Origin of the sequence: Pseudochrobactrum algeriensis, assembly GCF_018436245.1 — a bacterium.
GTDB lineage: Bacteria > Pseudomonadota > Alphaproteobacteria > Rhizobiales > Rhizobiaceae > Pseudochrobactrum > Pseudochrobactrum saccharolyticum.
The window spans coordinates 2,174,981-2,198,646 of the sequence record NZ_CP075361.1 but is presented as its reverse complement, the minus strand read 5'-3'; the positions used below and the strand labels follow the sequence as shown (position 1 = coordinate 2,198,646).

General features: G+C 50.5%; 24 protein-coding genes and 1 tRNA gene. 12 read left to right on the top strand and 13 right to left on the bottom strand.

Going from position 1 to position 23,666, the window contains the following annotated elements:
- Positions 1-39: 39 nt before the first annotated feature.
- The gene (locus KHQ09_RS12325) at positions 40-1,716 is read right to left on the bottom strand and encodes a Na/Pi cotransporter family protein (protein ID WP_075656065.1); all 1,677 of its coding nucleotides are present in this window, start codon (positions 1,714-1,716) and stop codon (positions 40-42) included.
- Positions 1,717-2,246: 530 nt separating this feature from the next.
- On the opposite strand from KHQ09_RS12325, the gene dnaG reads away from it, so the two are divergent.
- From dnaG to KHQ09_RS12295, 6 genes are all read left to right on the top strand, one after another.
- Entirely contained in the window at positions 2,247-4,220 is a 1,974-nt protein-coding gene (dnaG, locus tag KHQ09_RS12320; protein WP_213598510.1) for a DNA primase, read from the top strand.
- Positions 4,221-4,679: 459 nt separating this feature from the next.
- Positions 4,680-6,701 (top strand): RNA polymerase sigma factor RpoD, encoded by a 2,022-nt coding sequence (gene rpoD / locus KHQ09_RS12315; RefSeq protein WP_022710979.1) that lies wholly within the window; start codon positions 4,680-4,682, stop codon positions 6,699-6,701.
- A gap of 159 nt (positions 6,702-6,860) precedes the next feature.
- Positions 6,861-7,154 carry an HlyU family transcriptional regulator gene (locus KHQ09_RS12310; RefSeq protein WP_213598509.1) on the top strand — a complete coding sequence of 98 codons (294 nt, stop codon included), beginning with the start codon at positions 6,861-6,863 and terminating at the stop codon, positions 7,152-7,154.
- Positions 7,155-7,267: 113 nt separating this feature from the next.
- Positions 7,268-7,714 carry a YcgN family cysteine cluster protein gene (locus KHQ09_RS12305; protein ID WP_213598508.1) on the top strand — a complete coding sequence of 149 codons (447 nt, stop codon included), beginning with the start codon at positions 7,268-7,270 and terminating at the stop codon, positions 7,712-7,714.
- Between the two features lie 112 nt (positions 7,715-7,826).
- A complete protein-coding gene (locus KHQ09_RS12300; RefSeq protein ID WP_213598506.1) occupies positions 7,827-8,192 on the top strand; it encodes an antifreeze protein in 366 nt (121 codons plus the stop codon).
- Between the two features lie 248 nt (positions 8,193-8,440).
- A tRNA-Ile gene (locus tag KHQ09_RS12295) sits at positions 8,441-8,517 on the top strand.
- Positions 8,518-8,542: 25 nt separating this feature from the next.
- Here KHQ09_RS12295 and KHQ09_RS12290 read toward each other — a convergent pair.
- Together KHQ09_RS12290 and KHQ09_RS12285 are read right to left on the bottom strand one after the other, a co-directional pair.
- Entirely contained in the window at positions 8,543-8,806 is a 264-nt protein-coding gene (locus KHQ09_RS12290; RefSeq protein WP_213630846.1) for a hypothetical protein, read from the bottom strand.
- Between the two features lie 27 nt (positions 8,807-8,833).
- The gene (locus KHQ09_RS12285; protein WP_213598502.1) at positions 8,834-9,031 is read right to left on the bottom strand and encodes a hypothetical protein; all 198 of its coding nucleotides are present in this window, start codon (positions 9,029-9,031) and stop codon (positions 8,834-8,836) included.
- A 124-nt stretch (positions 9,032-9,155) separates the two neighbouring features.
- On the opposite strand from KHQ09_RS12285, the gene KHQ09_RS12280 reads away from it, so the two are divergent.
- A complete protein-coding gene (locus KHQ09_RS12280) occupies positions 9,156-9,515 on the top strand; it encodes an MmcQ/YjbR family DNA-binding protein (RefSeq protein ID WP_116087801.1) in 360 nt (119 codons plus the stop codon).
- Between the two features lie 29 nt (positions 9,516-9,544).
- Here KHQ09_RS12280 and KHQ09_RS12275 read toward each other — a convergent pair whose 3' ends face one another.
- From KHQ09_RS12275 to KHQ09_RS12250, 6 genes are all read right to left on the bottom strand, one after another.
- A complete protein-coding gene (locus tag KHQ09_RS12275) occupies positions 9,545-9,916 on the bottom strand; it encodes a hypothetical protein (protein WP_213598500.1) in 372 nt (123 codons plus the stop codon).
- Between the two features lie 230 nt (positions 9,917-10,146).
- Positions 10,147-10,833 carry an outer membrane protein gene (locus tag KHQ09_RS12270; protein WP_213598498.1) on the bottom strand — a complete coding sequence of 229 codons (687 nt, stop codon included), beginning with the start codon at positions 10,831-10,833 and terminating at the stop codon, positions 10,147-10,149.
- Between the two features lie 179 nt (positions 10,834-11,012).
- Positions 11,013-12,194 carry a BaiN/RdsA family NAD(P)/FAD-dependent oxidoreductase gene (locus KHQ09_RS12265; RefSeq protein ID WP_213598496.1) on the bottom strand — a complete coding sequence of 394 codons (1,182 nt, stop codon included), beginning with the start codon at positions 12,192-12,194 and terminating at the stop codon, positions 11,013-11,015.
- A gap of 108 nt (positions 12,195-12,302) precedes the next feature.
- Positions 12,303-12,917: a bifunctional nicotinamidase/pyrazinamidase gene (pncA, locus tag KHQ09_RS12260; RefSeq protein WP_022710989.1), complete on the bottom strand. Its 615-nt coding sequence runs from the start codon at positions 12,915-12,917 to the stop codon at positions 12,303-12,305.
- Positions 12,918-12,984: 67 nt separating this feature from the next.
- A complete protein-coding gene (locus tag KHQ09_RS12255) occupies positions 12,985-14,067 on the bottom strand; it encodes an FAD-binding oxidoreductase (protein ID WP_075656095.1) in 1,083 nt (360 codons plus the stop codon).
- A 108-nt stretch (positions 14,068-14,175) separates the two neighbouring features.
- Complete coding sequence (locus KHQ09_RS12250; protein ID WP_213598494.1) at positions 14,176-15,420, bottom strand: aromatic ring-hydroxylating oxygenase subunit alpha; 1,245 nt, start codon at positions 15,418-15,420, stop codon at positions 14,176-14,178.
- A 373-nt stretch (positions 15,421-15,793) separates the two neighbouring features.
- Between KHQ09_RS12250 and KHQ09_RS12245 the strand changes: the two genes are divergently transcribed.
- Positions 15,794-16,483, top strand: a complete 690-nt coding sequence (locus tag KHQ09_RS12245) for a D-lyxose/D-mannose family sugar isomerase (protein WP_213598492.1) — start codon at positions 15,794-15,796, stop codon at positions 16,481-16,483.
- A 7-nt stretch (positions 16,484-16,490) separates the two neighbouring features.
- Here KHQ09_RS12245 and KHQ09_RS12240 read toward each other — a convergent pair whose 3' ends face one another.
- Entirely contained in the window at positions 16,491-17,420 is a 930-nt protein-coding gene (locus KHQ09_RS12240) for an alpha/beta fold hydrolase (RefSeq protein WP_213598490.1), read from the bottom strand.
- 258 nt (positions 17,421-17,678) lie between these two features.
- Here KHQ09_RS12240 and ettA point away from each other — a divergent pair, with 258 nt between their 5' ends.
- The 3 genes from ettA to KHQ09_RS12225 all read left to right on the top strand — a co-directional run bounded on the left by ettA (position 17,679) and on the right by KHQ09_RS12225 (position 20,911).
- Positions 17,679-19,328: an energy-dependent translational throttle protein EttA gene (ettA, locus tag KHQ09_RS12235; protein ID WP_213598488.1), complete on the top strand. Its 1,650-nt coding sequence runs from the start codon at positions 17,679-17,681 to the stop codon at positions 19,326-19,328.
- 179 nt (positions 19,329-19,507) lie between these two features.
- Positions 19,508-20,281 (top strand): trans-aconitate 2-methyltransferase, encoded by a 774-nt coding sequence (gene tam, locus KHQ09_RS12230; RefSeq protein WP_213598486.1) that lies wholly within the window; start codon positions 19,508-19,510, stop codon positions 20,279-20,281.
- A 6-nt stretch (positions 20,282-20,287) separates the two neighbouring features.
- On the top strand, positions 20,288-20,911 hold the full coding sequence (locus KHQ09_RS12225) for an MOSC domain-containing protein (protein ID WP_213598484.1): 624 nt from the start codon (positions 20,288-20,290) through the stop codon (positions 20,909-20,911).
- A 29-nt stretch (positions 20,912-20,940) separates the two neighbouring features.
- On the opposite strand, the gene KHQ09_RS12220 is transcribed toward KHQ09_RS12225, so the two are convergent.
- From KHQ09_RS12220 to KHQ09_RS12210, 3 genes are read right to left on the bottom strand one after another with little or no spacing between them, the layout of a single operon-like run.
- The gene (locus tag KHQ09_RS12220) at positions 20,941-21,528 is read right to left on the bottom strand and encodes a hypothetical protein (RefSeq protein WP_213598482.1); all 588 of its coding nucleotides are present in this window, start codon (positions 21,526-21,528) and stop codon (positions 20,941-20,943) included.
- 31 nt (positions 21,529-21,559) lie between these two features.
- Positions 21,560-22,081: a hypothetical protein gene (locus tag KHQ09_RS12215; RefSeq protein WP_213598480.1), complete on the bottom strand. Its 522-nt coding sequence runs from the start codon at positions 22,079-22,081 to the stop codon at positions 21,560-21,562.
- A gap of 54 nt (positions 22,082-22,135) precedes the next feature.
- On the bottom strand, positions 22,136-22,453 hold the full coding sequence (locus KHQ09_RS12210; protein ID WP_213598478.1) for a DUF2293 domain-containing protein: 318 nt from the start codon (positions 22,451-22,453) through the stop codon (positions 22,136-22,138).
- A 142-nt stretch (positions 22,454-22,595) separates the two neighbouring features.
- Between KHQ09_RS12210 and KHQ09_RS12205 the strand changes: the two genes are divergently transcribed.
- Positions 22,596-23,582 (top strand): ArsR/SmtB family transcription factor, encoded by a 987-nt coding sequence (locus tag KHQ09_RS12205; protein ID WP_022711000.1) that lies wholly within the window; start codon positions 22,596-22,598, stop codon positions 23,580-23,582.
- The last annotated feature ends 84 nt before the right edge of the window (positions 23,583-23,666 follow it).

The following is a 23,666-nucleotide window of genomic DNA, read 5'->3' as shown; positions in this document are numbered from 1 at the left end:
ATTGAGAAAAAGCCCGCGATTAAAGCGGGCTTTTTTGTTTCAGCTTTCCGTTACTGTTTTCAGGCGGGTGCCGCCGAGCATGCCTTTTTCTTCCAGTACCGGATAGGCCATTGAAGCCAGCAGCGAGTTGATCTGCTTGAGATCGCGGATCGTATCCAGATGGATCGAGCTGGTCTCGACACTGCGCACAGTTCCTTCACGCAGGCGCTGGAAATGCATTTCGCTGGTGCGTTTCTCCATATCGCGCAGATGGTCTTTTTCATGCACGAGCTGGCGCGCCGTATAGCTGTCGCGTGACACCAATACGTTGAAGGCCAGATGCGCATTGGAAACAACCATAGCGTGGAATTCGGTCAGTTCGTCCCAGCCTTCTTCGGTGAACTCCAGCTTACGATCCATTTTCTTCTGCACATGGGCAAGCATATTGCGCACAATAATATCGCCGACCTGTTCCAGTTTAACGCAGGCGCCGAGTAGTTCCTGCGTGCGCAGAGCTTCATCTTCGCTCAGGTTTTTGGTAGCCAGTTTCGCCAGATAAAGCTTGATTGCGGCATGACGGGCATCCAGACGGTCATCCAGTTTTGCCAGTTCATTAATGCCGACCTGATCCGGCTTTTCATAAAGATCCATAATCCGTCGCAGCATCACGTCAACGGTTTCGCAGGTGCGCACAACTTCACGGGTTGCATTGCCGAGGGCAAGCGGCGGGGAGTTGATGACACTCATATCCAGCGCGCTGATTTCCTGCGTGAAAACAGTTTCTGCCGGTGCTTCCGGTTTGGCTTTAAGATTGACCAGTGCTTCCGTAGCGCGCAGCACAAGTCCTGACAGCGGAATACCTGCAATCAGAATAATGGTATTGAACAGGATATGCGCATTCACAACCTGACTGACCGGATCGGAGCCGAGAAACTCGACCGGAGGCTTAAAGGACAGAAACAGGATCAGGATAACGAGAGAGCCTGCGCCGCGCATCAGCAGATTGCCGAGCGGCACCACGCGGGTTTCCGGCGGGGCATTGCGTGTGAGCAGGGGGGCGATGATAGAAGAGCCAAGATTGACGCCGAGCACCATCACCACCGCCAGATCCGGCTGAATGAGGCCGCGTGAGGCGAAAGATGTCAGCAGAATGATCGCGGCAATTGATGAATGGAACAGCCATGTCATCAGCGCTGCAAGCAGATAGGTGGTGACCGGATCGCTCGCCAGATAATTGACAATCACCGGCAGCAACTGACTGTCGCGCAATGGCGTTGTCGCTTCCCCTGTGAGTTCAAGCGAGAGAATAAGCAGACCAATGCCGACCAGAATCTTACCATTTTGCCGCCAGAACAGCCGCTCGGAAGACATGGAAATGAATGTGCCTGCCACAAGTGCCAAAGGCACCAGCAAAGTCAGGTCATAGCTCAGGATTTTAACGACAAGGGCAGAGCCGAGCTCACCGCCGCGCACGGCCATAAGGCCGGCCACACCGCTGACAAAGCCTGCGCCGACAAAAGAGCCGACCAGCAAAGTGACGGCCGTGGAGCTTTGTAGGGATACAGCCAGCAAAACACCGAAGCTGACCGCCAGAAGCGGTTTTTGCATATATTTGCGCAGTCGTCGGCGTAACCGGTCGCCATAGGCGCTTTCAACGCCTGCCCGAACCATACGGGTTGCCCATAAGAGCAACGCGACTGCCCCTGCAAGATGCAGGAGGACGACTGAACCATTCAAATGCGTATTCCTTTTTTATTACCGGATGATTAGCTCATCCTTTGTGGTTCCCCGGATTGTCTCCGGATGCTCCGTTCCTGTTCGCGCATGCACAGCATTGCTGCAGTGATTTGGCGGAATGTTCAGGACGGATAAAAATGCAGTGCGAAAATCATGCACTGGCTAATCAATCTAGGCACATTATGCTTAATTTGGAAGAGGGATTTTACCTCTAACAGATGGTATTTAAAGTTTTTATGACAAATTTATGACAATTAGCCGACTAAATCAAAATCCTGCATTTTCAGGTGCTGAAGGATAATATTGCTGTCCCGTTGTATACGATGATAAGCGATAATTATGACAACTGTGCTGCCCGCTTATAGGAGAGGCTGCACTTGCACAGGAGCGGGCATGTGAGTATCGGGGAAAGATGCGTTGTTGAGGCGTGTTTTTCTGTATTCCGTGCTATTAAGGTGAGGGGACAAGTTTGATGTCCCCCGAAGTCAGTATTGTTCTGGCAAGAGAACTGAGAGAGAATTTAAAGGCGCATGCGTTTCCCCCCGTCCTTCCTTGATGAAATCCGCGACCGCGTTCCGATATCGTCTGTGATCGGGACACGCGTGAGTTTTGATCGCAAGAAAACCAATGCGTCCAAGGGGGATTTCTGGGCGTGTTGTCCCTTTCATGGTGAAAAAAGCCCGAGCTTTCACTGTGAGGATCGCAAAGGCCGCTATCATTGTTTCGGCTGTGGTGTGACGGGCGATCATTTCCGTTTTCTCACCGAGCTTGAAGGTTTGAACTTTCCCGAGGCTGTCGCACGTATTGCCGATATGGCCGGTGTGCCGATGCCGGTTATGGATGCCGAGCAGCAGAGACGCGAGGAAAAGCGCGGCACGCTCTATGATGTGATGGAACTGGCCGCAGCATTTTTTGAAGATCAGTTGCAGGCATCCGTTGGTGCCAAAGCCCGCTCTTATTTGCGCGACCGTGGTTTGAATGCACAGACGCAGGCTGAGTTCCGCATTGGTTATGCGCCGGAAGGGCGCAATATTCTCAAGGAATATCTGGCCTCTAAAGGTGCAACCCGTGAGCAGATCGAAGCATGCGGCATGGTTGTGCATGGCGAAGGCATTGCGGTGTCTTATGACCGTTTCCGCGACCGCATTATGTTTCCGATTACTGACAGCCGCAATCGCGTGATCGCCTTTGGCGGACGTGCAATGTCACCGGATGCGCCTGCGAAATATCTCAACTCACCGGAAACCGAACTATTTCATAAAGGTCGCGTGCTCTACAATATGGTACGCGCGCGCCGTGCCTGTCAGGCGCAAAATGGCGAAGAAGCCAAACCGGTCATTGCCGTTGAAGGCTATATGGATGTGATCGCACTGGCTCAGGCCGGTTTCAACGAGGTTGTAGCGCCGCTTGGTACAGCGCTGACCGAGGAGCAGATGGCTTTGCTCTGGCGGATCAGCCCTGAGCCGGTTTTGTGCTTTGACGGTGATCAGGCCGGTCTTCGCGCAGCCTATCGTGCGGTGGATACCGGTTTGCCGAATTTGCAGCCGGGTAAATCGCTGGCTTTTGCTCTGTTGCCTGAGGGCAAGGATCCTGACGATCTGGTCAAGGAGCAGGGCGCTTCTGCTTTCAGAATTGTGTTGCAGGATGCCAAGCCGCTGGCGGAAATGCTGTGGATGCGGGAAACTGCGGGCGGTAATTTTGAAACGCCGGAGCGCCGTGCTGAACTTGATGCACGGATGCGCACCCATGTGGCGCGCATCAAAGACGAAAGCGTTAAGCATTATTACAGCCAGCATATGCGTGAGAAGTCACAGAGCTTCTTCGGTCCTAAATGGGGGCGGCAGAATGCCGGTAAGCAGGCAGGCGGCTTCGGCGGTAAGGGCAATTTCCAGCCGCAGCGCGGTAAAGGTAGCGGTTTCGGTGGTGGCTTTGGCAATGCGGCCTCAACCAAGGCTTCTGACAGTCTGACCCGTTCCGCGATTGTGAAAGGTGGTTCATCCGCACCAAGTCTGCGCGAGGCGACGATCGTTCTGACGCTGATTAATCATCCGGCGCTGATTGATGAGAATTTTGAGGTTGTAGCCACTTTGGAACTGACCCATGCGGGGCTGACGGCGCTTCATGCCGCGGTTCTGGATGTGATGGCCAGCCATCTTGCCGAAGACGGTAAGATGATGCGTAAAATCCTCAATGAAAACGGTTTTTCAGAATTGCTGGATGAGCTGGAGCTGGTGGTGCGCCGTGCGCGTCTGTGGCCTGCAACGCTGCTGGCAGCCGAAGATGATGCCCGTGAAGCCCTCAAACAGGCGATGCACTTGCATCTGCGCGCACGGACACTACATAAGGAACTAAGAGCCGTAGAAGAAGCTCTTTCTACTGAAGCGTCAGCCGAGGTTTTTGCGCGTTTGATTGATATTCAGAGCGAAATTCGCAAGGCCGATGCAACCGAAGCGCTTATTGAAGGTTTCGGTCAGTCTTCAGGACGCCCGCCCGGCGGTTTCTGAGGATAAGCAGATATGTGAATAAGGTCGCCAAACAGAGATAATTTGAACAAAAACTGCTCAGAACTGCATTGTTCGGTGCTTAACCGGCGTCACTCTGTCGCGAATCTGCATAAATGATTCGCTTTTTCCATGCGAATCATATGAGTCGCATTCTTTAATTGTATCGGTGAGAGCCTGTCCGTCGCTGAAAGGCGATAATACACAGCATCTGAACAATGTCATGACCGGAGTTTATGACCGGTATGAGGTCAATACGGGGCTGAGAAGGCTCTGTAAATATGAAATTTGCAAACCGTTGTTTTAATTGCCGCAGCCGGTAATCAGCACGGTTAATCCGGTTTTAACGCGAAAGCGCTATTGCCGATACTATCGATAGTCACGGGGCATAACGCGAATCGTTTGTTTTGTTGTTCATTCTGCCCGATGGACAAAACAAACCGATCGTCTGGAGATAAATATATGGCAACGAAGGCAAAGGAAAACGAAGAAGCTGAAGTCGAGCGCGATGGCGCGACCGATGGGCCGCTTCTCGACCTTTCGGACGACGCTGTCAAGAAGATGATTAAGCTCGCCAAGAAGCGTGGCTATGTCACGATGGACGAGCTGAATGCCGTGCTGCCTTCTGAGGAAGTCACATCCGAGCAGATCGAAGATACAATGTCGATGTTGTCCGATATGGGCATCAATGTTGTTGAAGATGACGAGCAGGATGCTGACGCAGAAGAGCGCGACGATGACAGCGAAGAAAGCGGCGGTGATCTGGTAGAAGCCGGCGGTACCGCGCTGGCGACAACGACCACCAAAAAAGAGCCGACAGACCGTACCGATGATCCGGTGCGTATGTATCTGCGCGAAATGGGTTCGGTTGAACTCCTGTCGCGTGAAGGTGAAATCGCGATTGCCAAGCGTATTGAAGCTGGCCGCGAAACTATGATTGCAGGGCTTTGCGAAAGCCCGCTGACATTCCAGGCTCTGATTATCTGGCGTGAAGCACTGAACGACCAGCAGATTTTGCTGCGCGAAATCATTGATCTTGAAACTACTTATGCGGGTCCTGAAGCCAAACAGGCACCGGTTATCGAGCGTGTGGAAGAACAGCCTGCGCGCGGTGATGACAAGGGTGGCCGTCGCTCACGCGATGACGATGATATCACCAATGTCGGCGGTGAAATTCAGGAAGAATATGACGAGGATGAAGATGATGAGGCCAATCTGTCGCTTGCTGCGATGGAAGCCGAATTGCGTCCTCAGGTCATGGAAACCCTCGATCTGATCGCTGATACCTATAAGAAACTGCGCAAATTGCAGGATCAGCAGGTTGAAGGCCGTCTGGCTGCTGCCGGTGAATTGTCGACCTCTCAGGAGCGCCGCTACAAGGAACTGAAAGATCAGCTGATCAAGGCCGTTAAGTCGCTGTCGCTGAACCAGAACCGTATTGAATCGCTGGTTGAGCAGCTCTACGACATTAACAAACGTCTCGTTCAGAACGAAGGCAAACTCCTGCGTCTTGCGGAATCTTTCGGCGTGCGCCGTGAAGAATTCCTCAAAGAATATCAGGGCAATGAACTTGACCCGAACTGGACTGACCGTCTTGCAACCCTGACAGCCCGCGGCTGGAAGGACTTTGTCGCCAAGGAAAAACGCGGCATTGATAATCTGCGTTCGGAAATTCAGAATCTGGCCACTGAAACCGCGATATCGATCGGCGAATTCCGCCGCATTGTTAATCAGGTGCAGAAGGGCGAGCGCGAAGCAACCATTGCCAAGAAGGAAATGGTTGAAGCAAACCTGCGTCTCGTGATTTCCATCGCTAAGAAATATACCAACCGTGGTTTGCAGTTCCTTGATCTTATTCAGGAAGGCAATATCGGCCTGATGAAGGCGGTTGATAAGTTCGAATATCGCCGTGGTTATAAGTTCTCAACTTATGCGACATGGTGGATCAGACAGGCGATCACCCGTTCTATCGCGGATCAGGCGCGTACCATCCGTATTCCGGTGCATATGATTGAAACGATCAACAAGATCGTTCGCACATCGCGCCAGATGCTGCATGAAATCGGCCGTGAACCGACACCGGAAGAACTGGCTGAAAAGCTGGCTATGCCTCTTGAAAAAGTGCGCAAGGTTCTGAAAATCGCCAAGGAGCCTATCTCCCTTGAAACGCCGGTGGGTGATGAAGAAGATTCACATCTGGGCGACTTCATTGAAGATAAGAATGCGCTGCTGCCGATTGATGCGGCCATTCAGGCAAACCTGCGTGATACCACGACCCGTGTTCTGGCATCGCTGACCCCACGTGAAGAACGTGTTCTGCGTATGCGTTTTGGTATCGGTATGAACACCGACCACACGCTGGAAGAAGTTGGTCAGCAGTTCTCGGTTACCCGTGAGCGTATCCGTCAGATCGAGGCGAAAGCACTGCGTAAGCTCAAGCATCCGAGCCGTTCGCGTAAATTGCGCTCGTTCCTGGATAGCTAAAAAGCATAAGAAAGTGCCGTCATCCCTGTGGTGGCGGCATTTTTTAGAGCGTGTCGTGTTTAATACTAGCCGCTGCGCTCGCTCTAAATTCTTTTAACTGTCGCATTGTCGCGGACGTTAAATGATCCCATTTAACTGCGAAATGCTCTAGGGGATAGAATGTCTTTTCTTAAACGCCTTTTCGGTTTTGGTTCTTCTGAGACAGCAGACAGCAAGGCTCAGGCTGAGCCGGTCAGCAGTGAGCATAAAGGTTTTGTTATTCTGGCAACGCCGTTTGCCGAAGCCGGACAGTTTCAGACCTGCGGTCTGATCCGCAAGGAAATCGCTGGCGAGATGAAAGAACATAAATTCATCCGCGCGGATCGTTTCGCAACCATGGATGATGCGGTAAATATTACCCTCATCAAAGCCCGTCAGATTATTGACGAGCAGGGCGACAATTTATTTCGTTAAACCGAGGCGAAATTGACGAGACATAAGGCCCGGTTTACCGGGCCTTTTATTTTGAAATTGATTTATCCGGCTGCAGTAAATTTGCTAAAATGCTGCGGGAAGGTGAGGACGTTATGAAGAAACCATTCTGGCAAACCAAAACATTGCGTGAGCTGAACAAGCAGGAGTGGGAAAGCCTTTGTGATGGCTGCGGCCAGTGCTGCCTGCATAAATTGCAGGATGATGATACTGACGAGATTTACGGCACCAGTGTTGCCTGTACTTTGCTGGACGGTACAAGCTGCCAGTGCTCGGATTATCCGAACCGCAGAAAAACCGTGCCGGATTGCGTATTTCTGACACCGAAAATCATTGAGACCGTGCGCTGGTTGCCGGAAACCTGCGGTTATCGTCGTGTATCAGAGGGCAGGGATCTGGAGTGGTGGCATCCGCTTGTTTCCGGCTCCAAAGAAACAGTGCATGAAGCCGGTATTTCCGTGCGTGGCAAGATCACTGCCTATGATCATGATCTGCCGGATGAAGAGGCATATCTGAAACATATGACCGGTCATATTGCCTGATAAAAAGTGATCAGATGAACTGCAAATGAATGATTGATTGCTGCTGCATTCAGAAATAGCCTGCTAAATATTGGATATCGCAACAAGCAAAGAATTATCCAAGGAGGACAATATGTCGGGTTTCTCAATGAAGGCAGCAATTGTTTCCGGCCTGATCGGTCTTGCCGGTGTTTTCTCGGCGGGTGCATCGGCACAAGCCGCATCGCCTGCAGTATCGCTCGCCGTCAGCGGTGTGGCGACAACCGGTGCGCGGCTGGTGCAGGTGAACCATCGTCATGGCCATTATAACCGTCCGCAATATCGTCCGAACCGCTATTCCTGCACACCGCGCAATGCGGTCTCCAAAGCATCGCGTATGGGCATTCGCGGGATGCGTGTGCATAGCAACCGCTCAACGATCCGCGTCTCCGGTTATCGCCATGGCCGTCCGGTGAGCGTGCTCTTCGGTAAAGCGCGCGGTTGCCCGATCTTGCGCTAATCCGGCATTGACCGGTTGAATTGATTTCCTGTCAGGCTGTGAATCGAACAGATTCGCAGCCTGATTTTTTATGCGGATGAGAATACAGCTTTGGGCGCTAAGATTACGGAAATATCTTGTTTTACAGAATGATATGCTGGGTCACCGTCAATATCCGGTATGTCTTTAAACACTGATTGATAATGTTTTGGCTGATAAGCGAGTTAGTCTTGCGATCATGTTTCGATTCAGGTAGATCGGAATTGCGTGGGCCTGTAGCTCAATTGGTCAGAGCCGGCGGCTCATAACCGCTTGGTTGGGGGTTCGAGTCCCTCCGGGCCCACCATCCTCACTTGGATTTGTTAGCGTTATTATATGCGCATTATTGCCAGCGCAAAGCTGGTGATTGTTGCTGCGGCTAAAATCCAGTTGGTCACTGTGATTGTGAGTTCCTGCTTCTGGAGCAATCTTAAAACAAACCAGACCACAGCCCATGTTACGGCAGTACCGATAAATATGGCTCCGGTGAAGCTAATCAGTATTTCAGAGACATCTGTTCCCGAAACAACCTTCCCGAGAGCTTTGCTGCTTCCGTGCAGCAAAGCCAATATTATAAGAGTTGCAGCCGAGTTCATAACTGGTTTCATGGAGACGGCTTTTGCTTAAAGCGCGTCTTCCTCGTTTTCATCATCATCATCGGATTCAACAACATCCCATAGAAAGGCGCGTAGGCGTTCCTCAATGCTTTTTCGTGAAGCGCCGGATGCTTCCATGTCGCGCTTAATTTTGAAGAAGCGGTCCTTGTCGGTAGGGGAAAGATATTTTGTTGCGGATTCTAGGTTTGATAATTCACTGGCCATAAATGTCGGATGCTTCTTAAATGGTGAAAAGGACGGAAGTGCGTAGTTTAACATCTTGGTGTTTAAAAACAGTAAGATATTATCTCTGATCCGTGCAGATCATTTTTTGATGTGGTGAGTAGCTATGACTTATGACGAATATAATGCCTTTTGCAGCAGCTTGCCGGCAACAACTTATGTTGTTCAATGGGGTGGTTCACATGTGTGGAAAGTCGGCGGCAAGGTTTTTGTCATCGGCGGCTGGCATAATGACCAGCCGAGTTTCAGTTTCAAAGTCAGCCATATTGCATTTGAAATGCTGCAAGAGCAGCCGGGGTTGCGCCCTGCGCCATATCTTGCCTCACGCGGCATGAAGTGGATACAGCATTATGCGGAGCCGGGTCTCAATGATGATGAGCTGAAGGATTATATCCTGCAATCTTACCATCTTGTTGCGCAGGGACTGTCAAAGAAAAAGCAAAAAGAACTCGGCTTACTGATATAGGTTTTCTGTTCGGGAAATTTGCGCCGATATTACCGCAGAGACCTTTTCATAATCAGGGGCTCATTGGATCTTGGCGCGGTGTAATTCATGACCACCCGTATTGTTCTGGATTTAACATCGGTTTTATTGGCGCAATCTAGAAGTGCCTGTTGTGCGCTGAGAGCAAAGACTTTGCCTGCTTCCCGCACAGGACGATATTCGACAGTGATGATCTCCAATAACTCACCATCCGCATTATAAGTGACTTCAAAAATGGCTGATGCTTTTTGATAGTCAATTTTCTCCGGCAATTTCCAGCATTTACCTGCCATTTCGGCAATCACTTCGCCGATAGGGGCGGCATGAAGTGAAGACGGAAACAGGCTGCAAGCCAGAAGAATTGCGAAATAGGACTTATTCATATCTCTCCCTATACATCATAGTGCTGATGTATAGATAAGCATAAACCATGCCGAGGGGTAGGTGCCGGGGATTATAATATGGGTATGGTGATAAAGAATACGGGCTGACCACCGGCAGGGAATTGCAAGACCTTTTGTGACGGCGTTTTTGCTGCCGGTTTGAGTTGGCTGTTCAGAAATAAAAAAAAGCCCCGCAATGCGGGGCTTTTTTTTTAGTTCGCCAGTATGGATTAGAACTTGTAGTTCACACCAACGCGTACTGTGTGGAACGGAGCCTTAACTTCACCGAAGCGAACGCCGTTAACATCATCCAGTTTCAGCTTGCCGAGGTCGGTGTAGAGGTATTCGGTCTTCAGAGTTACGTTGTTTGTAACAGCGTATTCTGCACCGGCACCTACAGTGTAACCAACTTTAGTGTCGGACTGGGAGAAGCTTGTTGTGCCATCAAAAGCGGAAGCTTTGATTTTACCGTAAGCAACACCACCTGTTGCGTAAACCATGAAGCGGTCAACCGGTGTGTAACCGAGACGAACGCGGGTTGTACCGAACCAGTTGATTTTGGCTTCTGCACCGTATGTGGTCGCGCCGTAAGTTACTTCTGCATCGGATTTCAGGTTACCGCCCTGGAAGTCGGTTTCGATACCAACAACGGTCTGGTCGAACTGCCAGTTGTAACCGGCCTGAATACCGCCGAGGAAGCCGCTTGCATTGTCTTTAGCGGATACTGCGAAGTTGTCGTAACCGTTGAACTTGTTCTTGCCGCCTGCATAACCGGCGTTAAGACCGATATAGCCGCCTGTCCAGGAGAAAGTGTCAGCTACAACAGCAGGAGCTGGTTCGTTGTAAACGATAGCATCAGCTGCGAAAGCGCTTGTGGAGGAGAGAAGCAGAGCAGCTGCCAGAGTTGTATATTTCATGTGATGAACTCCTTTTAGATTTCGTTAGAAACATAAAATATACCCTCGGAAATGTCTGTCACAAATATGCAACAGCAAGCTCTTATCGACTTGAAGTAAATGTGATCGTCTTGACACCTTTTGGACACAATGTAATTCTGCGCGCCGCTCACGAAAACGTGTGATTTGTCACGTAAATATTATGCGGCCTGACCTGCGCTGTGGCCCGATGCCCATGCCCATTGGAAGTTAAATCCGCCAAGCCAGCCGGTTACATCCACACATTCTCCAATGAAATAAAGGCCTTGTACCTTTTTGGATTCCATCGTCTTTGAGTCGAGCTCATCAGTGCTGATACCGCCGAGTGTAACTTCCGCCGTGCGATATCCTTCGGAACCTGCCGGTTTGATATGCCAATCCTGAATTGCGGCAACGAGATTTGTTAAGATCTTGTCGGACAAATCAGCCAGAGGCTTGTTCAATTGTGTCTTTTCCGTGAAAAACTGGGCTAAACGGCGGGGCAGTTTTTCTGCAAGGGCTGTCTGGACAGATTGTTTGCCAGTCGTTTTTCGTGCATTTTTTAACAATGTGAGGAAGTCAAAGTCCGGTTCAATGGTCAAAACAACCTCATCGCCCTCGCGCCAATAGGATGAAATCTGCAGAATCGCAGGGCCGCTCATACCCCGATGGGTGAAAAGCAGTGCTTCTCGGAATCGGGTTTTGCCATGTTTAAGCTCGGCATCGACGGCTATCCCTGAAAGCGGGCTGAGCTGTTCCAGCAGATTGGGTTCCAGCGTCAAGGGTACAAGACCGGGGCGGGGTTCAATCAGGCTGTGCCCAAACTGACCGGCAATAGTGTAAGCAAAACCAGTGGCTCCCATTTTCGGAATGGATTTGCCGCCCGTGGCAATGATCAGCGATTGCGCTTCGATTTTGCCATAGCTTGTTGTGATCAGAAAACCGTCTGTGGTTTTGCTGATGTCCGAAACCGTGGTGTTGAGGTCGAGCCGCACATTCGCCTGCTGCATTTCCGTGCGCAGCATATTGATGATGTCTTTGGCGCTATGGTCACAGAACAGCTGCCCCAATGTTTTTTCATGCCAGCTGATGCCGTAACTATCGACCATGGCGATGAAATCCTGCGGCGTGAAGCGTGCCAGCGCGGATTTGCAAAAATGCGGATTGGCAGACAGATAGTTTTTTGCCGTTGCATGAATATTGGTGAAGTTGCAGCGGCCGCCGCCGGAAATGCGGATTTTGTCACCAGGGGATTTCGCATGGTCGATCAGTACGACGGAACGTCCGCGCTGACCGGCACGGATTGCACACATCATTCCGGCTGCGCCTGCACCGATAATTACAACGTCTTTTTTCTCAATCACGGTGAGGCTTTCTGTTCCGGAAAACGGGTAGGAGGATAAAGGCGTCTATATAAAGCAAAAAAGGCAGCCGTCGAGCGCTGCCTTGTTAATTGCGGAGTGAAAGCAGTTTTAACGGAACGCTACGCCCGCATTGCGCATCTGGCTCATCATGGTCTGCAGCGAGCCGCCAATATCAATGGCGCGGCTTAAATCCGGCAACACAGTGACCTTGAAACCTTGTGCCGCTGCATCCAGTGCCGAATAGGCCACACAGAAATCCGTGGCCAGACCCGCCAGTGTTACATGTTTAATGCCGCGTTCACGCAAATAGCCGCCAAGACCGGTCGGGGTCATGTGGTCATTCTCAAAGAAAGCGGAATAGCTGTCGATAGCTTTACGATAGCCTTTGCGGATCACCAGCTCGGCCTTTGTCCATTGCAGGTCTTTATGAAACTCCGCTCCATGGGTTCCCTGTACGCAATGATCCGGCCACAAAGTCTGTTTGCCATAGGACATTGTTACCATTTCATAAGGCTCGCGGCCTTCATGGGTCGAGGCGAAGCTGGAATGACCTGCGGGGTGCCAGTCCTGTGTCAGGATGACATGGTCAAAGTGCTCAATCTCCTGATTGATGCCTGCAACGATACTGTCCCCGCCGGCTACAGCCAGCGCGCCTCCGGGGCAAAAATCATTCTGAATATCAATCACAATAAAGGCGGAGTTTTTCTGATCGTGTTGTGGCATCCCATTCTCCCGCTGCGTCACGTCTGAGAGCGATCAGTGACGAAAGCACGCGGAAAGGTCAAGAGGATCAGGCTTCGATTTCCACCCGACCCAAAGGATGCGAGCAGCACGCAAGAATATAGCCTTCTTCAATTTCATCATCGCGGATACCGCCATTATGATTCATGACGGTTTCGCCGCTGAGGCATTTGACTTTGCACGTACCGCAGACACCAAACTCGCAGGCGCTTGGTATTTTCAACCCGCCGTTACGAGCTGCCAGCAACACAGTATCTGTCGGGCTGCATTGCACTTCCATGCCGGATAATGTGAAAATAACGCTCGGCGCTTCGGTCTCCGCATCACCGGCTGCGGCTTCAAGTGCAGCAGGTACCGGTATGGCGGGTGCTTCCGAAGCCGGCTGAAAGCTTTCCTGATGATAGTTGTCCATGTTGAAGCCATTGGCCTCAAGCATGTCACGTACAGCGCGCATAAACGGCTCGGGGCCGCAGCAGAAGACTGTGCGGTCTTTGAAGTCCGGCGCGGAAATATCAATAATACTGTGGCTGATGCGCCCATGAACGCCGCTCCAGACATTACGGGCGATGGAACGCTCGACAACCAGCTGCAGACGCAGATTATCCATGCGGCTGGCAAGCAGTTCCAGCTCCTTACGGAAAATGATTTCATCCGGTGAGCGGGCGCAATTGAGAAAAACCACATCGCTGGCCGGTTGCGTATCATAAAGGAAACGGGTCATCGACATCATCGGTGTGATGCCGGAACCGGCCGAGATGAACAGGTATTTTTTGCCCGGATGCGAAACGAGCGAGAAGTCACCGGCAGGGCCAAAAGCTTTCAGCTGCATACCCGGACGCATATTATCCAGCATCCAGCGGGTGCCGATACTGCCCGCCTGTGCCTTAATGGTGATGGACACGGAATAAGGGCGCGACGGCGTGGAAGACAGCGTATAGGTACGCATGACCGGTTCCGGTGCTGCGGGTATCTCAATCGTGATGAACTGACCCGGCATATAGCGGAACCAGTTATTATTCTCCGGCGTGCGGAACGAGAAAGTCATCACGTCCGGCGCTTCTTCTATCGCCGCATCACATTCCAGAACCTGAAGCCTGTCGTTCCACGGCAGCATTTCATCAAGATATTTCATTCGTGCTGCTCTTCACCTGAAGGGGGCTTGAGGTGGGTTCATAGTGAACCTGCCTGTCATGATATTGTCCGGAGCGCTGTGTTGCGCTCCGGGATGTTGCGTTGAGCATCAGGCCACGCGGCTGAGTTTAGCAACTTCGCCTTGCAGGCGTGGGGTGATGAAATTGGCGTACCATTCAATAAATTGCATGACGCCGCCTTCATGCTCCACGGAATAAGGCCCCGGCTGATAGGCCGGTGAACGGATGCCGCGGGCGTTTTCTTCCACAATCCGGCGATCCTGATCATTGGTCTCGATCCAGACATGGGTCAGTTCATCGAGATTGTAATCGACGCCCTCAACCGCATCTTTATTGACCATCCATTTGGTGGTGACCATGGTTTCCTCGGCGCTGATCGGCAGCACGCGGAAAGAAATCGCATGATCGATCATCACATGGTTCCATGTGGACGGATAGTTGAACAGCAGCATCGCGCCGATTTTGGACGCTCTGACTTCAGAGCTCAGGCTTTTCGCCACAGCGGGCTTGCCGGACATTGTATAGCTGTCGGCATCGCGCAGCAGCGGAATGCGGGCAATACGATACTGGCCGTTCTCGGACATATTGAATTTGGCAGGCAGGCCGGTATCTTCACAGCGCTTCCAGAGCTGGTTGGTTTCCTCATCCTCCATCATGCCCTGTACGCCGGTGGCGCTTGGAGCTTCAGGATAGGTGCGGCACAGTTCCGGATGGTTGGCGGCACAATGGTAGCATTCGCGGTTGTTTTCCCAGACCAGCTTCCAGTTGCCTTTTTCAATGATCGTGCTTTCAAAGGCGATCTTGGCATCTTTAATCTGGTGCGGAGCCAGATAAGGCTCAACTGTTGCGCGGAAAGCGTTGAAATCCGGTGCTTCATCCGCGACACATATATAAATGTAACCGGCGACAGTTTCGCAATGCACGGTTTTCAGGCCGAAATCTGCCGGTTTGAAATCCGGTCCGACCTGACGGGCAAACAATAACTTACCATCCAGATCATAAGTCCACTGATGATAAGGGCAGACGAGGCGGGCAGCGGTGCCTTTTTCCGCAGTGCAGATACGCGAGCCGCGATGACGGCAGGTATTGTGAAAAGCGCGGATGCCGCCCTGACTGTCACGCACGACAATCACCGGATAATCACCGATTTGCACAGTGATATAGCTGCCTGCTTTCGGCAGTTCACAATCATGGCCGACAAAAACCCATTCACGGTACCAGATATGTTGAAGATCCAGCTTGTAAAAGTCCGGATCTGTGTAGAATTTCTGTCCGAGACTGAAATTCGGGTCGCGCCCCAACAAGTCACTCAGCATCTGATTGCGGACGTCCATAATATGCCTCGCATAGCGTTGTTCATCGGGGGTGCCGGACTTTAAAATATGTCGCTGCCGGAGTGGCTTATGTGCGACATGAAAAAGCCTGATCCCGTATGGGTATTAAGATTGACGACAAGAGTTAAGTCTCAGAATATTTCTCAAAAAATCTGCTCTGATTATCCGTATTCAACCATTGAAATATGGCGGACGCGCATACGAAAACGACATGGGCTTCGCGTAAAGACGACACGCCAAACCGCCGCATCCGGAAATTTATCGGCGGCAATATTTTGTAACCGAAAAGGGACTGGTCAGACGGGGCAGGCCGTGCTTTTCTGTTGCGCAGACAAGACCCGTATCAAACGGATGACCGCTGGAGGAAACATTTATGAAACGCTCGGAAATTAATGAAATTATCCGTGAAAGTGACCGCTTTATCCGGTCTTTCGGTTTTGTCATGCCGCCTTTTGCCTATTGGTCGCCGGAGGAAATGCGCACCCGTGTGAGTGATGACAGTGCAGCAATCCGCAATGCGCGTCTCGGCTGGGATATTACTGATTACGGGCAGGGGCGTTTCGATGAAATGGGACTGTTCCTGTTTACCGTGCGCAACGGACAGGCCGGAGATCTGCAAAAAGGTACCGGTATGCTTTATGCGGAGAAGATCATGATCTCGCGCGAGAACCAGCTGTCGCCGATGCATCGCCATGTGGTGAAAGCAGAGGATATTATCAATCGCGGCGGTGCCAAGCTGGTACTGGAAATGTTCAATTCCAATCCGGATGGCTCGATTGACGATAAAAGCGACGTAGTTGTTGCCTGTGACGGACGTATCAAGCGCCTGTCTGCCGGAGGTTTGCTGAAGCTTGATCCGGGTGAAAGCGTGACCTTGATGCCCGGTAACTGGCATGCTTTTTGGGGCGAGGGTGGTGATGTGCTGATCGGCGAGGTTTCAACCGTCAATGATGATCTGACGGATAATATCTTCCGTGAACCGATCGGCCGGTTCTCTGATGTGGAAGATGATGTCCAGCCACTGCATTTGTTGGTGTCTGATTATGACAAGTGGTTGGCTTAAAGTTCTGTCAGGCGATTGCCTTTAATGCCCATGCTGTAAAGTCCTGCGTGAAACGCGCGCGATCTGTTTCATGCAGGCTTTCATGACGCATATCCGGATAAATCTGTGTGGTGATATTGCTGAAGCCGGAGGTTCTCAGTTTTTTCTCCAGTGCAAGCAGGGATTTGCCGCCTTCAGTTGAAGGGTCCTGTCCGCCGCCCTGTAAATAAAGTGGCATATGTAGCGGTATCGCTTGTTGCGGTGCAGGATTGTTGCAGCGACGCATAAAACGGAAAACATCGATCCACATACTGACGGACGGATCATAGCCGCAGAGCGGGTCATTATTATAGAGCGCAACTTCCGCTGTATCATGGGACAGCCAGTCAAATTGCGTCTGGTAATTTTTCACCTGCTTTGCCCATGTGCGGAAAGTCATGGCTGGCAGGAAATGGCTCGGTACATCGGAGCCGAGAAACATGCGCTCGGCTTTGAGTAAAGTGAAAGCCAGCGTCTGATTTAAGACATTAGCAAAATTGGAATTGCATATGGCCGCTGCATCGGGCGTGCAGAATTTTCCGCATAAAGCGGCCAGTGTTACCAATCCCCCCATGGAGTGGCCAAAGAGAATGAGCGGCAGTTGCTCATGTCTTTCGCGGATTGTCTTTTCAACAAAGCCGATATCCTGCAGAGTTTTTTCATCGCCATCTTTGGCTGCGAACTGGCCGAGCGGTGCATCCGGTGCGCTGGTAAGCCCGTGTCCGCGATGGTCATGGGCATAGACGTTAAATCCATGCTCCGCGAGATAATCCGCAAATTCCTGATAGCGGGCAGCATGTTCGGCAAGGCCATGGCTGATCTGTATATTGCCGATTGCCGTTTTCTTCGCCGGTTGAAAACGCAATGCCAGTTTTGCACCGCTCGGACTTAACAGGATTTCAGGATTGTCAAACGGCATTGTGAAACCTTGTTTCAGGAGTGCGGAGACTATACTTGTAATAATAATAGCTATTCAGTGTCTGATCCAAAAGTCGCCCACTTGGCTGCAAATGGTGATTTTTTATTCAGACCCTCAGAGGTTAAACAGGGGAAGATGCTTATCGCGCCTGCTTCGCCTCTGTTCTGGCATTGCCCCTGCGCAATATTTAGCCTAAATAGCGCATCAAAGCGAATTCCCACACATTACGGGCTCAAATTCTCGGAGAACAGCCACCCAATGGCACGTCAATTTATTTATCATATGTCGGGTTTGAATAAAAACTACGGCACAAAGAAGATTCTCGAAAATCTGCACCTGTCATTTTATCCTGATGCGAAAATCGGTATTCTCGGCCCTAACGGCGCCGGTAAATCGACAATCCTCAAGATTATGGCTGGTCTCGATAAAGAGTTTACCGGTGAAGCCTGGCTCGCCGATGGTGCGACCTGTGGTTATCTGGCTCAGGAGCCGCATCTCGATCCTGAAAAGACTGTTTTCGGCAATGTGATGGAAGGTGTGGCTGACAAACAGGCCATTCTTGACCGTTATAATGAGCTGATGATGAACTATTCTGATGAAACTGCTGACGAAGGTGCGGCGCTTCAGGATGTTATCGACAGCCAGAATCTCTGGGATCTGGAAAGTCAGGTTGAAATGGCAATGGAAGCGCTGCGCTGCCCGCCGGCAGATGCTGACGTGACCACGCTTTCCGGTGGTGAGCGTCGCCGCGTTGCACTTTGCAAGCTGCTGCTCTCCAAGCCAGACCTGCTGCTGCTCGACGAACCGACCAACCATTTGGACGCTGAAACCACAGCATGGCTGGAAAAGCACCTGCGTGAATATAAGGGCGCTGTGTTGCTCATCACGCATGATCGCTACTTCCTTGACAATGTGACCGGCTGGATTCTCGAACTTGATCGCGGTCGCGGTATTCCTTATGAAGGCAACTATTCTGCCTATCTGGAAGCCAAGGCTAAGCGCATGATTCAGGAAGGCCGTGAAGACGATTCCCGCCAGAAAGCTCTTGAGCGTGAACGCCAGTGGATTGCAGCGAGCCCTAAGGCACGTCAGTCCAAGTCGAAAGCCCGTATTAAAGCTTATGACAAGCTGGTTGAAGCGGCTGAAAATCAGCGTCCGGGCGATGCACAGATTCTCATTCCTGCGGGTGAGCGTCTTGGTCAGGTGGTTATCGAAGTTGAAAACCTGTCCAAATCCTTTGGCGATCGTTTGCTGATCGACAACCTGACATTCAAACTGCCTCCGGGCGGTATCGTTGGTGTTATTGGTCCGAACGGTGCCGGTAAGTCGACCCTGTTCAAAATGATCACCGGTCAGGAACAGCCGGATACCGGTAGCGTGCGTATCGGTGATACTGTTAAGCTCGGTTATGTTGACCAGAGCCGCGACCACCTCGACCCGAACAAGAATGTCTGGGAAGAAATCTCCGGCGGTAACGATATTATCAAGCTCGGCAAGTTTGAAATGAACTCCCGCGCTTATTGCGGTGCGTTCAACTTCAAGGGCGGCGACCAGCAGGCTAAAGTCGGCAATCTTTCCGGCGGTCAGCGTAACCGCGTGCATCTTGCAAAGATGTTGCAGGCTGGCGGCAACGTGCTGCTCCTCGACGAACCGACCAACGATCTGGACACAGAAACACTGGCGGCGCTAGAAGATGCGCTGGAAAAATACGCTGGTTGCGCTGTTATCATCTCGCATGATCGTATGTTCCTCGACCGTCTGGCCACGCATATTCTGGCTTTTGAAGGCGACAGCCATGTGGAGTGGTTCGAAGGTAACTTCGAAGATTACGAAGCAGATAAGGTACGTCGTCTCGGACCTGAAAGCGTCAATCCGAAGCGGGTGACCTATAAGCCGCTGACACGCTAAAATTTCTGGTTCAAAAGCCGCATGCAGGGCTGCAAATGGCACTGCCTGTAGTTTTTGACTCCAGATTTGAAGTTATGGAAACGCTCTCCGAAAGGAGGGCGTTTTTGTTTGTAAAGTGCTTGGCAAAATGCACCGGTGCTATAGATTGCTTGTTACAGGTAAGACAGAGGAGCATCACGATGAAAGACTGGTCGGCACAGCAATATCTGAAATTTGAGGATGAGCGCACAAGACCGGTTAATGATCTCATCGCCCGTATTCCGCTGAAAGATCCTGCCATCATTGTTGATATTGGTTGCGGCCCCGGTAACTCCACTGAGGCCTTGAAAAAGCGCTGGCCGCAGGCGCAACTATCCGGTTTTGATGCGTCGCCGGATATGATTGAAAAGGCGCAGGCGCGTTTGCCTGATGTGCCGTTTTATTTAAGCGATGTAACGCAATGGCAGCCGGATGCGGATGTTGATCTGCTGTTTTCAAATGCGGTGTTCCAGTGGATACCGGAGCATATTCAGCATTTGCAGCGCTTGTTGAAGGGGCTGAAATCAGGTGCCGCACTGGCTGTACAAATGCCGGATAACTGGAATGAACCGTCCCATCGTATGATGCGACAAGTGGCAAAAGACAGTCGCTGGATTGAACGTCTCAATAAAGCGCCTCGTCCGCCAATGCCGAGTGTGAATGCTTATTATGATGCTCTGATACCACTCGCATCCCATATCGACATCTGGCGCACGATTTATAATCACCCGCTTGAGGGGCATGCAGCAATTACTGAATGGGTAAAAAGCACCGGCCTGCGTCCGTTTTTAAATCCGCTGAATGAAGAAGAGCAACGCGATTATCTGGAAGAATATACGGAGCGGCTGGCAGAACATTATCCGCTGACGGTGGACGGCAAGGTGCTGTTGCACTTCCCGCGCGTATTTATGGTTGTTGTCCGCGGTGAAAGCTGAGCCGCGATGACAGATTTGTTTGATAATATTCATGGCAAACGCATAGCGGCACGCAAAGTTACAGGTCGTGTCCGTGGTCTTTATATTGCTTCAGGGCAGGATTTTGTCACGCAAGCAGTAGACAAATTGCACTGTGATCATGGTGGCATTATTGGTGATCATCATTATGGAATGACGCGTAGAGCCGGTGGCCGTGAGCCGTGGTATCAGCGGGGCACGGTGATCCGTAATGACCGTGAGCTCTCTCTGATTTCTCTTGAAGAACTGGAAAAAATTGCTGCGGCAATGGGGCTTGATGCGATCAGGCCGGAATGGATCGGGGCCAATATTGTGGTGGAGGGCATCGCAGATTTCACATTGCTGCCTGCCGGTACGGTGCTGTTTTTTGACAGTGGTTTGACACTGAAGCTGAACGGGCTGAATGCACCGTGCAAAATCGCCGGAACATCAATTGCGCAGCATATTGGCGCTCAGAATGAGGCTGTGTTGGCGCTTAACTTTGTAAAAGCAGCGAAATATCTGCGTGGTCAGACCGGCTGGGTAGAGCGCACAGGTGCAGCTGCAGCTTCTGATAAGGTAGCTGTACGAATACTGGAACAAATCTGCTACGCGCCGGATTGGAGCGCGTAGCTTATAAATTTATTTTTTAGAGATATTATTCAAGCGGAAGGTATAGGAGTAGTATCTATTTTTTCAATTCTCCATTCCACAAAGTATTGACCTCCTGATTCATCAGGTTTAGTTGTTGGAAAATAACAAATTGTGTGGTTTACCACGTCATATGCAAGATAATGTATGGTATCAACAGTTCCGGTACCTGCTGCATTTGGGGTTTTTACAACTTTATAAATATAGCAACTTCCAAAAGAGTTAAGGGCAAAAACGTTGAATTTATCAACACTATTCGGGGATAAGAAAGTTGAAGTTCCTACAATGGTTCCGCCAGCATTTGTTGTATCACCTGTCTGCTGGCCTGTTGTGTTTAAGAAACCGCCAGACCAGGGATTATAAATCGGGAATTCAGGGATATTTACTCTTTCCCCATTGGTGACAGTGTTCCAATCCGGGAAACTGTCAACCACAAAATACTGCCCCTTATCTGTGGCGTCAGGATAAAACGGGGATACTGCTTCGGCTTGATATTCCATTAAAAGCAGATTGTTGCCGTCGCCAATATAATCAATAGCAAGCTGGAATTGGCTGATTGCTTTATTGTCGTACAGGTATATATTTAAGTATTGTGACATTTTCAAAGCCTTTTATTTAAAAACATAGAAATTAAGAAACAATCGTGACTATCCATTTGTCGTCTACATTAAGTCCGTCGCGAAGTATTTCTGCGTCTGTAATTAATACTCGACTTGCATTGGTTTTATCCATAACAAGTTTTTTTGTAAGCGCTGTTTTATCTGTTACACGGTAGTCATCGAGAAAAATTTCGTATTGTGAACCCACAAGTTTGAAAATAAACCTTGGCGATATGTCCGAGGTTGTAAAATTAAAGGCGCCGGCAACCGATCCAGTTTTTCCTTGATTGGGGGATTTCATCGGTATGATTTGTTCGCTATCGCCAAAGAAGAGATTTTTATTTGGATTGTACATGAGTACTGGTTGACTTAATTCTGCAGTTAAAAGTTTTGGATTTGTTTTGGAAATCCAATATGTTTCTAATTTTTTATTGTTTCCAGCTTTGTCTATTCCTTGTATCGTGTAATTAATAAAACTGTTTTTTAAGGTACTCGTGTTGGGAATAATATAGTTTTGATTTAATGATGACTGTATTTGAAATGTATATGGCATTTAAAAACCCTCTTAATGATTTAAATTACATTTTTAATCTTCCATATATTTATTTTATTGGTCACTGTAATTACTGTCAGGAAGTAAGTTTAATGCCTGCCATTCTGTGAGTTTTTCTGAAATCTGATCTTGAATCCAGTAAAGTGCGCTGTCTTTATCCAGCCCTTCATCGCGGAGTCTGTCATAATCTGTGTAGCTGTGTCGGATATATGCGAGCAGTGTCAGGCGTACAGCATTTTGTGCGGTGAGGCTGCGCATATGCGGCGCGGCAGCTGCTTCGCGGATTTGCTCTGTATCAAAATAAGGCGTATGTGGTGCCAATAAGCGGAGCGCCAGTTCGATCTCTTTGCGGCGTTTTGCGGATGCGGCCATGGAAGCTTCCTGTAATGTGCTTTGCCGTGATTATGCTTAAATCAAATATGGTATTTTAAAACTTTTATCAGTTGATTTTAGTTGCAATAATCGCATAGATCACATAAACATATCTTTATGTGTTTTAAATGCGGAGTGCGGTATGACTGGCAAGCCTTTGGCTCTGGAAGAAATGGTGGAAGTGCTGAAGGCTGCGGCAGAGCCAAGCCGGTTGCGTATTCTGACGCTGCTTGCCGGTGGTGATCTGACAGTTTCTGATCTGACATCCATTCTCAACCAGTCGCAGCCGCGTGTATCCCGCCATCTCAAATTGCTGAGTGAAGCCGGTTTAATCAGCCGCTATCAGGAAGGGTCATGGGCCTATTTCCGCCTGTCGGAAACGCCGATCCATCAGGGGCTTTCCCGTGCACTGATCGGCTGGCAGGATAATCAGGATCCGCTGCTGCTGCGCGATCAGGAGCGTCTGGCACAGGTGAAGGCCGAGCGCCATGAGCGTGCGACTGCCTATTTCAGCGCCAATGCAGAAAGCTGGGATCAGATCCGCTCGCTGCATATTGACGAAACAATGGTTGAAGATGCGCTGCGTGGTATTGTCGGTGAACAGGCTTTCCAGTCTATGCTGGATATCGGCACCGGTACCGGCCGTTTGCTGGAAATGTTCAGCCCGCTTTATGTGCGCGGTGTGGGCATTGATATCAACCGCGATATGCTCACAGTTGCGCGTACCAATCTGGATCAGGCTGGTGTTGCCCATGCGCAGGTGCGTCAGGGCGATATTTATGCGCTGCCGGTTGATCGCGACGGTTATGATCTGGTGACAATCCATCAGGTTCTGCACTTCCTTGATGAGCCGCAATCGGCCATTCGTGAGGCTGCGCGTGCGCTGCGCCCGCAGGGGCGTTTACTGGTGGTGGATTTTGCGCCGCATGATCTCGAATTCCTGCGTGACGAACATGCCCATTTGCGACTTGGTTTCAGCGACGAGCAAATGACCGGCTGGATGAGAGCTGCAGGGCTTGAACCGGAAAAGATTGAAGCGCTTGAGCCGCAGGGCGGGCAGGCTTCCGGACTGGTGATTAAACTGTGGCTTGCGCGTGATCCGCGAATGCTGATCGCCGATGCTGCCTGAGGCACACTTTGAGGCGCACTTTGAGGGGCATCGGCAATATTGAGTAGCATTCTAATGTTTAGCTTTGCGCCATTCAGGCGCGGG